The sequence below is a fragment of the Mesorhizobium sp. P2_E10 genome (genome assembly GCF_056404235.1).
Genome location: NZ_JBFUEK010000001.1, coordinates 222830 through 235265, shown reverse-complemented (window position 1 = coordinate 235265; position 12436 = coordinate 222830). Strand labels below are relative to the sequence as shown.

9 protein-coding genes are annotated in these 12436 nt (G+C 65.5%); 6 read left to right on the top strand and 3 right to left on the bottom strand.

Going from position 1 to position 12436, the window contains the following annotated elements; translation table 11 throughout:
* The first annotated feature begins 3 nt into the window (after positions 1 to 3).
* From tsaE to AC1D0N_RS01230, 6 genes are all read left to right on the top strand, one after another.
* Complete coding sequence (gene tsaE, locus AC1D0N_RS01255) at positions 4 to 1515, top strand: tRNA (adenosine(37)-N6)-threonylcarbamoyltransferase complex ATPase subunit type 1 TsaE (RefSeq protein ID WP_477240583.1); 1512 nt, start codon at positions 4 to 6, stop codon at positions 1513 to 1515.
* A complete protein-coding gene (locus tag AC1D0N_RS01250; protein WP_477240581.1) occupies positions 1512 to 2240 on the top strand; it encodes a nucleotidyltransferase family protein in 729 nt (242 codons plus the stop codon). The genes tsaE and AC1D0N_RS01250 overlap by 4 nt, the downstream gene beginning before the upstream one ends.
* The gene (addB, locus tag AC1D0N_RS01245) at positions 2237 to 5359 is read left to right on the top strand and encodes a double-strand break repair protein AddB (protein ID WP_477240579.1); all 3123 of its coding nucleotides are present in this window, start codon (positions 2237 to 2239) and stop codon (positions 5357 to 5359) included. Before AC1D0N_RS01250 ends, addB begins: the two co-directional genes overlap by 4 nt.
* On the top strand, positions 5356 to 8868 hold the full coding sequence (gene addA / locus AC1D0N_RS01240; RefSeq protein ID WP_477240577.1) for a double-strand break repair helicase AddA: 3513 nt from the start codon (positions 5356 to 5358) through the stop codon (positions 8866 to 8868). Before addB ends, addA begins: the two co-directional genes overlap by 4 nt.
* 76 nt (positions 8869 to 8944) lie before the next feature.
* Positions 8945 to 9268, top strand: coding sequence for a thioredoxin (gene trxA / locus AC1D0N_RS01235; RefSeq protein ID WP_127380281.1), 324 nt, complete (start codon positions 8945 to 8947; stop codon positions 9266 to 9268).
* 129 nt (positions 9269 to 9397) lie between these two features.
* The gene (locus AC1D0N_RS01230) at positions 9398 to 9679 is read left to right on the top strand and encodes a cupin domain-containing protein (RefSeq protein ID WP_477240574.1); all 282 of its coding nucleotides are present in this window, start codon (positions 9398 to 9400) and stop codon (positions 9677 to 9679) included.
* A gap of 25 nt (positions 9680 to 9704) precedes the next feature.
* Here AC1D0N_RS01230 and AC1D0N_RS01225 read toward each other — a convergent pair whose 3' ends face one another.
* From AC1D0N_RS01225 to accD, 3 genes are all read right to left on the bottom strand, one after another.
* Positions 9705 to 10124, bottom strand: a complete 420-nt coding sequence (locus AC1D0N_RS01225) for a VOC family protein (protein WP_477240572.1) — start codon at positions 10122 to 10124, stop codon at positions 9705 to 9707.
* On the bottom strand, positions 10121 to 11446 hold the full coding sequence (locus AC1D0N_RS01220; protein ID WP_477240570.1) for a bifunctional folylpolyglutamate synthase/dihydrofolate synthase: 1326 nt from the start codon (positions 11444 to 11446) through the stop codon (positions 10121 to 10123). The genes AC1D0N_RS01225 and AC1D0N_RS01220 overlap by 4 nt, the downstream gene beginning before the upstream one ends.
* A gap of 62 nt (positions 11447 to 11508) precedes the next feature.
* A complete protein-coding gene (gene accD, locus AC1D0N_RS01215; RefSeq protein ID WP_477240568.1) occupies positions 11509 to 12435 on the bottom strand; it encodes an acetyl-CoA carboxylase, carboxyltransferase subunit beta in 927 nt (308 codons plus the stop codon).
* Position 12436 lies beyond the last annotated feature (1 nt).

The following is a 12436-nucleotide window of genomic DNA, read 5'->3' as shown; positions in this document are numbered from 1 at the left end:
ACGATGGCAGGCGTGGTGCTGGAGCGTTTTCTCGCTGACGAAGCGGCGACGGCGAGGCTCGGCGAAGACCTCGCCATGGCGCTCCGGGCCGGTGACGTTCTGGCCCTCAAAGGCGATCTCGGCGCCGGCAAATCGACCTTGGCGCGGGCGCTGATCCGGGCCCTGGCCGACGATGCCGGCCTCGACGTGCCGAGCCCGACCTTCACCCTGGTGCAGAGCTACGACACACGCATTCCGGTGCATCATTTCGATCTGTATCGCCTGTCTTCGGCCGGCGAGATCGACGAGCTGGGTTTCGACGACGCGCTGCTGCAAGGCGCTGCCCTGGTCGAATGGCCGGAACGGGCACAGGCCTATCTGCCGAAGACGTCGCTCTGGATCGAACTCATCCATGATGGCGACGGCCGCCTTGCCAGATTGTCCGGGCAAGGTGCGGCCTTCGAACGCGCGGCGCGATCGCTGGCGATGCGCGACTTTCTTGCAAAGTCCGGCTGGGGTGACGCGCAGCGGCGCCATTTCGTCGGTGACGCCTCCGCCCGCTCCTATGAAATCGTCTCGCTTGCCGGCTTTGCGCCACGGGTGCTGATGAACTCGCCACGGTTGGTGCTCGGACCACCGGTCCGCGACGGCAAGCCCTATGCCCTGATCGCACACACCGCGCAGTCGGTTTCGGCTTTCGTCGCCATCGACCGCGCCTTGCTGGCCGGCGGTGTCAGTGTCCCGGAGATCCATGCGCAAGATCTCGATCAGGGATTTCTGCTGATCGAACATCTCGGCTCGGAGGGATTTCTCGATCAGCATGGCGAGCCGGTGGCCGAGCGCTATGCAGCGGCAGCCGAACTGCTGGCGATGATGCACGGCAAGACATGGCCTGCTCGCATGGAGGCCGCGCCAGGCATCTTTCACGACATGCCACCCTTCGACCGCGACGCGATGATGATCGAAGCCGATTTGCTGGTCGACTGGTATGTGCCGATGGTCACGGGCAGTCCGGCAAGCGATGCTTTGCGGGCCGGCTACCACAGGGAATGGAATGCGGCGCTCGACCGGCTGGACGGCAGCCAGTACACGCTGATGCTGCGCGACTACCATTCGCCCAACATCATCTGGCGTGGCGACCGTGCCGGTCACGACCGCCTCGGCATCGTCGATGTCCAGGACGCGCTGATCGGCCCTTCAGCCTATGATGTGGCGTCGCTGGCCATGGACGCCCGCGTCACCGTATCGCCTGACATCGAGGCCCACACGCTCAAGGCCTACATCGCGGCGCGCCATGCGGCGAGCGCCTTCGACGAAGACAAATTCACCGAAGCCTATGCAATCATGGCGGCGCAGCGCAATTCGAAGATCCTCGGCATCTTCGTCCGGCTCGAAAAGCGCGACGGCAAACCCTATTATCTCAAGCACCTGCCGCGCATTCGCGACTATCTGCGGCGGGCGCTGGCGCACCCGGCTTTGAGCGGGCTGCGCGACTTCTATGTCGCCAATGGCCTGCTGGAGGAACGAACACCGTGACGGCAAAGCCCAGGACCGCGATCGTGCTCGCCGCCGGGCTTGGTAAGCGCATGCGGCCGATCACCGACACCATTCCCAAGCCGTTGGTCAAGATAGCCGGCAAGACATTGCTCGACTGGGGTCTCGACAGCCTGGCCGCCGCCGGGGTTGGCAAGGCCGTGGTCAATGTCCATTATTTTCCCGAGCAGATCGTCGCCCATGTCGCCGCGCGCCAGGCGCCGCACATCCTGATTTCCGACGAGAGCGAACAGCTGCTCGATTCCGCCGGCGGTATCGTCAAGGCGCTGCCGGAACTGGGCGAGCAGCCCTTCTACATCCTCAACGCCGACACCTTCTGGATCGACCACGCGCCGCTCAACCTCGATCGCCTCGCCCTTGCATGGGACGCGGCGAAAATGGATATTCTGCTGATGCTGGCTGATCTCAATCAGGCAACCGGACATTGCGGCAGCACCGATTTCCTGGTGGCGGCGGATGGCGCCTTGCGGCGTTCAAAAGGCGATCCGGCCGGGTTGATCTATGCCGGTGCCGCCATCGTCCATCCGCGTTTGTTCAAGAATGCGCCGGCCGGGCCGCACTCGCTCAACGCCTATTTCGACACGGCGATCGCCGATGGGCGCCTTTTCGGCATGCCGATGCACGGCCACTGGATCACCGTCGGCACCCCCGACGCCATTCCGCTTGCGGAAGCGGCAGTCGCCGGCGCGCTCACCGAGTCGCAATGAGCGGCTCCCGCCGCGTTTTCTCGATCCCACCCGGAGCGCCGTTTCTGCCGACGCTGGCCGATGCGCTGCTTGCCGGCACACTGGTTCCCAGTTTTCGTTTCGACGGCGACCCGCTGGCGCTGGCCGACGTCACCATCTATGTGCCGACGCGCCGCGCCGCCCGCGCGTTGCGCGGCGCCTTCGTCGACAGTCTGGGTGGCCGCTCGGCGATCCTGCCGGTCATCCGCCCCCTTGGCGAATTCGACGAGGACGAGGCGGCTTTCGAGGCCGAGGCATCAGCAGCAATCGACCTTGCGCCGCCGATCTCGGCAATAGAGCGGCTATTGCTGCTGGCGCCGCTGGTGCGCGCCTGGAAACGCAATTTGCCGGCGCATGTCGCTGCCATGTTCGACGAGGAGATCGTGGTGCCGGCCTCGGCCGCCGACGCCATCTGGCTGGCGCGCGACCTTGCCCGGCTGATGGATGAGATCGAGACCGAGGATTCCGACTGGACCCGGCTAGCCGACCTGGTGACCGGCAACCTCGCCGGCTGGTGGCAGGTGACGCTGAGTTTCCTCGGCATCGTCACCGATGCCTGGCCGAACTTCCTGGCAGAGCGCGACCGCTCCAACCCTGCCGCGCATCGCAATGCGCTGATCCGGCTCGAAGCGGCGCGGCTGAAGCGCAATCCACCCGCCGGGCCGGTGATCGCCGCCGGCTCGACCGGTTCGATCCCCGCCACCGCAGAATTGCTTGCCGTGGTCGCCAGCCTGCCCAACGGAGCCGTAGTGCTGCCCGGCCTCGACCGGATGCTCGACGAGCCGTCCTTCGCGGCGATTGCAGCACCGGGTGCCCGGCCGGCGCTGCTTGGCCACCCGCAATACGGCCTGGCCAAACTGATCGACAAGATCGGCGTACTCCGGGCCGAAATCGAGGAGGTCGTTGCCGCCGAAACGCCGCTAGCCATCCGCGCGGCTCTTGTCGGCGAAGCGCTGCGCCCGGCCGAAACCACCGAACTGTGGGCCGAGACGCGCGCCCGCTTCGACGCCGCCGACATCTCCGAAGCCTTTGCCGAGGTGACGCTGGTGGAAGCGGCCAGCGAGCGCGACGAGGCGGTGGCGATTGCCGTGGCGCTGAAGACTGCCGTCGAACAACCGGGCCAGCGGGCAGCTTTGGTCACCGGCGACCGCGCGCTGGCGCGGCGCGTCTCGGCCGAGCTGTTGCGCTTTGGCGTTGTCGCCGATGATTCCGGCGGCACGCCGCTTGCAAACATGCCGGCGGCCAGCCTGCTCAGGCTGGCGCTTCAAGCGGCGTTCCGGCCCGGCGATCCGGTCGGGCTGCTGTCGCTGCTCAAGCACCCGCTGCTTGGTCTCGGCCTGGAACGGGCACATGTGCGCCATGCGGCGGAACTCATCGAACTGGTAGCGCTGCGCGGCGGCACCGGTCGTCCCGACATCACCTCGCTGCCGGCGCTGTTCGAGGCCCGTCTTACCGGCCTGAGCAGCGACAAACGCCAGCCCTTCTGGTTTTCGCGGCTGACCGTTGGCGGCATCGAAGGCGTGCGTGATCTGCTTAGCCAACTAACCGACGCGCTGGCACCGCTGACTACCTTTCGCGGGCAGGAGAATGCAGACTTGGTCGCGCTGACCCGAGCCAGCGTTGCCGCGCTGGAAAATCTCGGCCGGGCGGCGGATGGCAGTCTGACCGAATTCTATGCTGGCGACGCCGGCGAAAAGCTCGCCGAGCTTCTGCGCGGGCTGGTCGCCGCCTCGGCGTCGTTCACTTTCGCGGCCCAGGAATGGCCCGATGTGATGGACGCATTGATTGCACCGGAAACGGTCAAGCCGGGGCAAGGCACCGACCGCAACATCGCCATCTGGGGCGCGCTGGAAGCCCGGTTGCAGAGCGTCGACACGCTGGTCATCGGCGGGCTCAATGAAGGCGTGTGGCCGCGCAAGCCGGAAAGCGATCGTTTCATGTCGCGGCTGATGAAGACCGGCATCGATCTGGAGCCGCCGGAACGGCGCATCGGCCTTGCCGCGCATGATTTCCAGATGGCGATGGGCGCGAAAAAGGTAGTGCTGGCGCGCTCCGCCCGCTCGGGCGACGCGCCGGCCGTGCCGTCGCGCTGGCTGCAGCGTATTCTCACCTTTGTCGGCAAGGACCACACGGCGGCCCTTCGCCAGCGTGGCGATGAATTGCTGGCCTGGGCCCGCACGCTCGATGCCGGCGAGAAGGAAAATTTTGCGCCACGCCCTCAACCGAAGCCGCCGCTCGATGTCAGGCCGCAGCACTTCTCGGTGACCGAGATCGAGACGCTGCGCCGCGACCCCTACGCGGTCTACGCCAGACGGATCCTCCGTCTGATGCCGCTCGATCCGGTGATCCGCGATCCTGGGGCGGCCGAGCGCGGTACGCTGTTCCACGCCATCCTGCACCTGTTCTCGGCGCGGGTCGCCGATCCGCGCGCACCGGAGGCTCTGGAAGGTCTTATCGCAGCCGGGCGGACCTGCTTTGCCGAGGCCGCCCTTCCCGCCGATGTCGAAGCCGTCTGGTGGCCGCGCTTCGAAAAACTGGCCACCAGGATCATCGACTGGGAGCGCGGTCGCGCCGCCGCCGTGGCCCGGCGGCATGCCGAGGCGCGCGCCGACAAGACCGTCGTCGGCCAATCCGGCGTGACGCTGTCCGGCTACGCCGATCGCGTCGATCTCTTGGCCGGCGGCATGGCCGACATCCTCGACTACAAGACCGGTTCCTCGCCATCCAAGGCGCAGGCGCACACGCTGCTGGCGCCGCAGCTGGCGCTGGAGGGCGCGCTGCTCAGGCGCGGTGCCTTCAAGGGGCTTGGCGCGCGCGAGCCATCGCAGCTGGCCTTCGTCAGGTTGAAACCGAATGGCGAGGTGTTCGAGGAATCCATCCTCGAATACAACCGCAAGCCGCGTACCGCCGCCGATCTCGCCGAAGAGGCCTGGGCGCGGCTGGAGAAGCTGCTGACCCACTATGCCGATTCGGCAGCCGGCTATCTGTCGCGGGCGCTGCCGTTCCGCGAAGGCGAGACCGATGGCGATTACGACCATCTCGCCCGCGTGCTCGAATGGTCTGCCGGCGGCGACACCGACGACGAGGGAGGTGAGGCATGAAGAAGGCCTATCCCATCCCGAGCGACACCGCTTCCAGCCAGGCGCGCGCTTCCGATCCGCAAAATTCGGCCTGGGTGTCGGCTAATGCCGGATCGGGCAAGACGCATGTGCTGGCCCAGCGCGTCATCCGGCTTCTGCTGCGCGGCACCGATCCGTCGAAAATCCTGTGCCTGACCTACACCCGCGCCGCTGCCGCCAACATGTCGAACCGGGTGTTTTCGACGCTGTCGGAATGGACGGCATTGGGCGACGCCGAACTGGCCACAAAGATCGAGGCGCTGGACAATCGACGGCCGGATCGCGAGACCATGCGACGGGCGCGGCGGCTGTTTGCCGAGGCACTGGAGACGCCCGGCGGCTTGAAGATCCAGACCATCCACGCCTTTTGCGAATCGGTGCTGCACCAGTTCCCGCTGGAAGCCAACATTCCGGCCCATTTCGAAATGCTCGATCCGCAGATGGAGGCGTCGCTGTTCGCCATGGCCCGCCGCGACATGATTTCGGGCACTGCCGCCGGCGACAAGGAATTGGCCGAGGCTTTCGCAGCCGTGCTGGAACGCAGCGGCGAAGCCGGGCTCGACGCATTGCTGGGGGAGATCGTGCGCAAGCGCGACGGTCTGCGCGCCTTCATCAATGCTGCCGGCCGCGACCGCTTTCGGGCGCTGTTCGACGAATTCCAGTTCAGCGCCGGCCAGACGGCCGAAAACATAGCGGCGTCCGTCTGGCCGTTGCCGGGCTTTTTGCCGGATTATTTCGCCGGCTTCGCCCGTGCTGCCGAAGACGCCGATGCGCGCATTGTGCTGAACAACATCCTGCCCTACGCCCGCACTGCCTTCGCCGAGAACGATCCGATCCGCCGGCTGCAGCTCTTGGCCAAAGCCTTGCTGAAGGCGGATGGCGACCCCTACGATCCGTCAAAGGCGTTCAAGAAGGCATTGCTCGACCGGCTGCCCGATCTGCCGGACCGCTATCTCTTGGCGGTCAGCGCCATTCTTGAGATCTCCGACCGCCTGGCGCTGTTCCGGATGCTGGAAGGCACGGCTGCCGCGCTGACCATCGCCGACTGGCTGATCGCTCGCTACGAGACGCTGAAGCGCGGCCGCGGCTTCCTCGATTTCAACGATCTCATCACCCGCACGGTCAATCTCCTGGCACGGCCCGATGCCGGGCCCTGGGTGCAATACAAGCTCGACCAGGGCATCGACCATATCCTGCTCGACGAGGCGCAGGACACCAGCCCCGACCAGTGGGAGGTGGTGAAGCGGCTGACGGAAGAGTTCTTTGCCGGGCAAGGCGCGCGCGACACGACGCATCGTACGGTGTTTGCCGTTGGCGATGAAAAGCAGTCGATCTATTCCTTTCAGGGGGCGGCGCCGGATTCTTTTGCCGACAGCCGACTGTTGTTTGCCGGACGTGTGCGCGACGCCGAAGCTGCGTTTGCCGATCTCAAGCTGACCTGGTCGTTCCGTTCGACCGACGACGTGCTGGCCGCCGTCGACCGCGTCTTCGCCGAGCCGGGCGTGCGGCGTGGCATTAGTCACGATCCAGATCCGCTGGACCACAAGGCGATCCGCACCGATGCGCCGGGCTATGTCGAGGTCTGGCCATCGATCGGCACCGATGCCGTCGACGAGCCCGACGACTGGACGCAGGCCATCGACCACGCCCATGCGCCGGCGGTGCGGGTTGCCGAAAACGTCGCCACGACCATTGCCGGCTGGATCGGCGGCGGCGAAATCATTGAAGGGCGCGGGCAAAAGCTGCGGCCTGGCGATGTGCTGGTGCTGGTGCGCAAGCGCGACCGTTTTGTCCATGCGTTGACGCGGGCGCTGAAGCGCCGCGATATCCCCGTCGCCGGTGCCGACCGGCTGAGCCTGCCCGGCCATATCGCGGTGAAGGACCTGATCGCGCTCGGCCATTTCCTCATCCAGCCGCAGGATGATCTGTCGCTCGCCGCCGTGCTGCGCAGCCCGATCTTCGACGTGTCGGAAGAAACGCTGTTCGCGCTCGCCGCAGAGCGGTCGTCCGGATTGTCGCTGATCGCGTCGCTCAGGCAGCATGCCGGCGAGAATCCTGCGCTGGCTAATGTCCTTGCCCGGCTCGACGGCTGGGCCAATGAAGCGGCGTTCAAACCGGTGTTCGAATTCTATGCCGGCGTGCTGGCGCGTGACGGGCTGCGCAAGAAGATGATCGCCCGTCTCGGGCCGGAAGCCGGCGACATTCTGGACGAATTCCTCTCCTTCTGCCTGGCCGAGGAGCGGACCGGCCTGCCGGGGCTGGAAGCCTTCCTGTCGACGCTGGAAAACACCGGCCCCGAGATCAAGCGCGAGATGGACCAGACCCGCGACGAGGTGAGGGTCATGACCGTGCACGCCGCCAAGGGCCTGGAAGCGCCGGTGGTGTTCCTGGTCGATGGGGGCTCGGCGCCGTTCAGCGACCAGCATCTGCCGCGATTGATGCCGTTCGACGGCTCGGGCCAGCACTGGGCCTGCAAGGGTTATCTCTGGCGCGCCGCCAGTGAGGTCGCCAACGGCTTTTCGCGCGCCGCCGCGGCGCGGGCGCGGGAGCTGGCCGACGACGAATACCGCCGGCTGCTCTATGTCGGCATGACGCGGGCCGAGGACCGGCTGATCGTCTGCGGCTACCACGGCAAGCGGGCGCCGAACACGGGCACCTGGCATTCGATCGTCAGCCGCGCGCTGATCGGCGCCCCTGAAAGCGCCGAGCGCCGGCACCCCGCCATGGACGAGCCGGTGCATCGCTTTCGGGTGACCAAGCTGGCGCCGGTCGCGCTGGTTTCCGGCGAGGGCGCAAGGCAGAGCGAGATCTTCAGGCCGCTGCCGGCGACGCTGTTTCGGCCGTTGCCGCCTTACGAGGACCTGCCGCGACCGTTGTCGCCGTCCGGCGCTTCGGCGCTGATCGGCGAGGCCAAGGAAGCGGTGGTCGATACACGCTCGCTGGTGCTGGATGGCGAGGCGGAGCCCGGCTTTGCGGTGATGCGCGGGCTGGCGCTGCACAAGCTGCTGCAGATGCTGCCCGGCCTGGCCGAAAGCGAACGCCGGGCGGCAGCGGAGCGCTATCTCGCCCGTGCGGGCGCTGCATGGCCTGCCACCGAGCGCGACAAGGCGCTGGCCTCGGTGGCGGCGATCCTCGCCGACGGTCGTTTCGACCAGCTGTTTGGGCCGTCATCGCGGGCCGAGGTGGCAATCATGGGCAGCCTGGAGGTGAAGGGCAAGAAACGCTCGATCTCCGGCAAGATCGACCGGCTGGCGGTAACCTCCGACCGTGTTTCGATCGTCGACTACAAGACCAACCGGCCGGCACCCGCTGCGTTGGCCGATGTTCCACCGGCCTATGTCCTGCAGCTGGCGCTCTACCGCGCGCTGCTGCAGCCGCTTTATCCCGGCCGCGAGGTCCAGGCTGCTCTGCTGTTTACCGAGGCGCCGCGGCTGATCGAGCTGCCGGCGGCGGCCATGGATGACGCCCTTGCCCGACTCACGGGAGCGTGACACAACACCTGCTTGAAGAAGGGCTCGATCACCACCACATTTGGTGGGACAAAAACTTTCGAAAGGAATTTTCCGTATGGCCACCGTCAAGGTCGACAAGAGCAACTTCCAGACCGATGTGCTTGACGCCAACGTACCGGTCGTCGTCGATTTCTGGGCGGAGTGGTGCGGTCCTTGCAAGATGATCGCGCCGGCGCTTGAGGACATCGCCACCGAGCTGGGCGCCAAGGTGAAGATCGCCAAGCTCAACATCGACGAGAATCCCGAGCTTGCCGCCCAGTTCGGCGTGCGCTCGATTCCGACGCTGATGATCTTCAAGGGCGGCGAAATGGCCGACATGAAGGTGGGTGCCGCGCCGAAGACCGCGCTGTCGCACTGGATCAACGGCAACCTCGCCTGATCCATCCAGGATTCCGACCATCAAGCCCGGCCCTCGCGCCGGGCTTTTTGTTGGCGTCATCGCTGAGCCGCTCTGGCCCTCGCGCCCGCGCACGCCATGTCCTCTGTTTTGGCAAAACAGGAGAGCGACATGACCGGATCCGCCAAAGCCACCGTCTTCATCGACAATGAGCGCGTCATCGTCACCGAGTATCGCTTCGCCCCGGGCGACAACACCGGCTGGCACCGCCACGGCCACGACTATGTCGTGGTGCCGCTGATGGACGGCAAGGTGAAGCTGTTGACCAAAGACGGGGATTCCTTCGCCGAGATGAAGAAGGGCGCGCCCTATTTCCGCAAGGAGGGCGTCGAGCACGACGTCATCAGCGCCAATGAGGGCGAATACGCCTTCATCGAGATCGAGCTGAAGTAGTCCACCAAGACCGCATCGGGCGCGATCACCAGTCGGCGATGCGGTCGCCGCCGGCGAATTGCGCGCTTTTTGCGGTGTATTCGAACAGCTCGATCTTCACCCCGTTGGGATCGCGGATCCAGGCCTGGAAGGTGTCGTCGCAGGCATGCTTCTTGGCTGTCACGTCGATGCCCTTCGACTTGATATGGGCGATCGCCGCGTCGATATCTTCCACCTCAAGGCAGAAATGGTTGATCTGGTTGAGCTCGCTGAAGCTCGTGCCGTCCTTCTGGAACACCTCAACGTGGCTGCGTCCGCCGCAATCGAGGTAGAAGCCGAAAACCGTGCCGTCGCGCAGGAAATTGAATTTTGTGTCCATGCCCAGCACGTCCCGATAGAAACTTCGCGTCGCTTCCAGGTCGTGCGCGAAGATGCAGACGTGAGCGAGCTGCTTTACCTTGATCATGTTGGCGGCGTGCCGTTTTCGGCCAGCACCGCGCCGACGAAATAGAGCGATCCGCCGATCAGGATGCGCGGCGGCGGTCCGTCCCAGGTGTCGCGCAGCAGCATCAGCGCGCTGGCGACGGAACTCACCGGTTCGGCGGTCAGCCCGGCCTCCGTGGCGCGGATCGCCAGTTCGTCATTCGGCACGCCGGCCTCGCTCATGCTCACCGGCACCGTGTAGACATGCCGGACCAGGCCCTTGAAGGCGCTGAAATAGCCGCTCTGGTCCTTGGTGTTGATCATGCCGGCGATCAGGAACAGCGGCCGCGGGTGCCTTTCCTCCTGCTCGGCCAGCGCTTCGGCAACGACGATGCCGGCGCCCGGATTGTGACCGCCGTCGAGCCAGATGTCGGCGCCCTTGGGCGCCAGATCCACCAGCCTGCCTTGCGACAATTTCTGCATTCGGCCCGGCCAGACAACGCTCGTCATTGCCTTTTCGGCGGCGCGGTGGCTGATCTCGAAACCCGCCGCCTTGACCGCGGCGATCGCCGCCGCCGCATTGGCGAACTGGTGGCGCCCCGGCAGGCGCGGTGGCGGCAAGTCCATCAAGCCGTCTTCGTCCTGATAGACCATGCGACCGTTTTCCTCATAGGCGAGGAAATCCTGGCCATAGACGAAGGACGGACAGTCAAGCCGCTCGGCGGTTTCGATGATGGCCTGAAGCGCCGGCTCGCTTTCCTGGGCGCCGATGACCACCGGACAGCCGCGCTTGATGATGCCGGCCTTTTCGACCGCGATCACCTCGACCCGATCGCCGAGATAGGCCTGATGGTCGAGCGAGACCGGCATGATTACCGAGACGGCCGGTTCGCTGATGACATTGGTGGCGTCAAGGCGGCCACCGAGGCCGACCTCGATGATCGCTACGTCGGCCGGATGCTCGGAAAACAGCAGGAACGTGACGGCGGTCAAAATCTCGAAGACCGTGATTTTTTCGCCGCCATTGGCCTTGGCGACGCGGGCGATGGCATCGGCAAAGACCTTGTCTTCGACCAACCTGCCGCCGCCATCGGCGGCCAGCCGGTAGCGCTCATGCCAGTTCACCAGATGTGGCGAGGTGTGGACATGGACGCGGTAGCCGGAGGCTTCAAGCAACGCGCGCGAAAAGGAGGCGCAGGAACCCTTGCCGTTGGTGCCGGCGATGTGGATGACCGGCGGCAATTGGTCCTGCGGATTGCCCAGCCGTTCCAGCAGCCGCGATATGCGGCCAAGCGAAAGGTCGAAGCCCTTCGGGTGAAGCGCCATCAGGCTTTCGATTTCGCGGTCGGCGGCAAGCGTCGTCATAAGGGAATCCTAAGCGCGCAACAAAGCGCGCGCAATCGCGGTTCGCGGCGAACGATGTCGCGTCAGGCTTGCGGACGGGCTTCCGGCGGAATCAGCGCCGGCTGCAGGATTTCCGGCTCCAGTGGCTTTTGCTCTTCCGGCAGCTTGAGCAGCATTTTCAAGAGCCTGGAAATCGTCCCGCGCAGCTCCAGCCGCGACACCACCATGTCGACCATGCCGTGCTCCATCAGATATTCGGAGCGCTGGAAGCCGTCGGGCAGTTTTTCGCGGATGGTCTGCTCGATGACGCGCGGGCCGGCAAAGCCGATCAGCGCGCCGGGCTCGGCAATATGGACGTCGCCGAGCATGGCATAGGAGGCGGTGACGCCGCCGGTGGTCGGGTTGGTCAGCACGACGATGTAGGGCAGACCGGCTTCCTTCAGCCGGTCGACACCGACGGTGGTTCTCGGCAATTGCATCAGCGACAGGATGCCTTCCTGCATGCGGGCGCCGCCGGAGGCGGCAAACAGGATCAGCGGCCGCTTGCGCTGCAAGGCGACTTCGAAGCCATGCACAATGGCATCACCGGCGGCCATGCCGAGCGAACCGCCCATGAAGGCGAAATCCTGCACCGTCACCACCACCGGCAGGCCTTCGACGGAGCCCAGCGCGTTGACGATGGCGTCTTCGAGGCCGGTCTTGGCCTTGGCGTCCTTCAACCGGTCGGTGTAGCGCTTCTCGTCGCGGAACTTGAGCGGGTCCTGCATGACCTTGGGATTTTCGAGCTGCTCATATTTGCCATCGTCGAGGAAGAAGCGCAGCCGCTCCTTGGCCGAAATCTTCATGTGATGGCCGGAAGACGGGATGACGAACTGATTCTGCTCCAGATCCTTGTGGAACACCATCTCGCCGGTCTCCGGATCCTTGATCCAGAGATTCTCGGGCATGTCGGTGCGCCGGCCGAGCATCGAATTGATCTTCGGGCGAACGTAATTGGTGATCCAGTTCATC

Excerpts from the sequence above, each read along its gene's own strand:
- tsaE (WP_477240583.1), top strand. The coding sequence starts at position 4 with ATGGCAGGCGTGGTGCTGGAGCGTTTTCTCGCTGACGAAGCGGCGACG.
- addB (WP_477240579.1), top strand. The coding sequence starts at position 2,237 with ATGAGCGGCTCCCGCCGCGTTTTCTCGATCCCACCCGGAGCGCCGTTT.
- addA (WP_477240577.1), top strand. The coding sequence starts at position 5,356 with ATGAAGAAGGCCTATCCCATCCCGAGCGACACCGCTTCCAGCCAGGCG.
- trxA (WP_127380281.1), top strand. The coding sequence starts at position 8,945 with ATGGCCACCGTCAAGGTCGACAAGAGCAACTTCCAGACCGATGTGCTT.
- AC1D0N_RS01230 (WP_477240574.1), top strand. The coding sequence starts at position 9,398 with ATGACCGGATCCGCCAAAGCCACCGTCTTCATCGACAATGAGCGCGTC.
- AC1D0N_RS01225 (WP_477240572.1), bottom strand. The coding sequence starts at position 10,124 with ATGATCAAGGTAAAGCAGCTCGCTCACGTCTGCATCTTCGCGCACGAC.
- AC1D0N_RS01220 (WP_477240570.1), bottom strand. The coding sequence starts at position 11,446 with ATGACGACGCTTGCCGCCGACCGCGAAATCGAAAGCCTGATGGCGCTT.
- accD (WP_477240568.1), bottom strand. The coding sequence starts at position 12,435 with ATGAACTGGATCACCAATTACGTTCGCCCGAAGATCAATTCGATGCTC.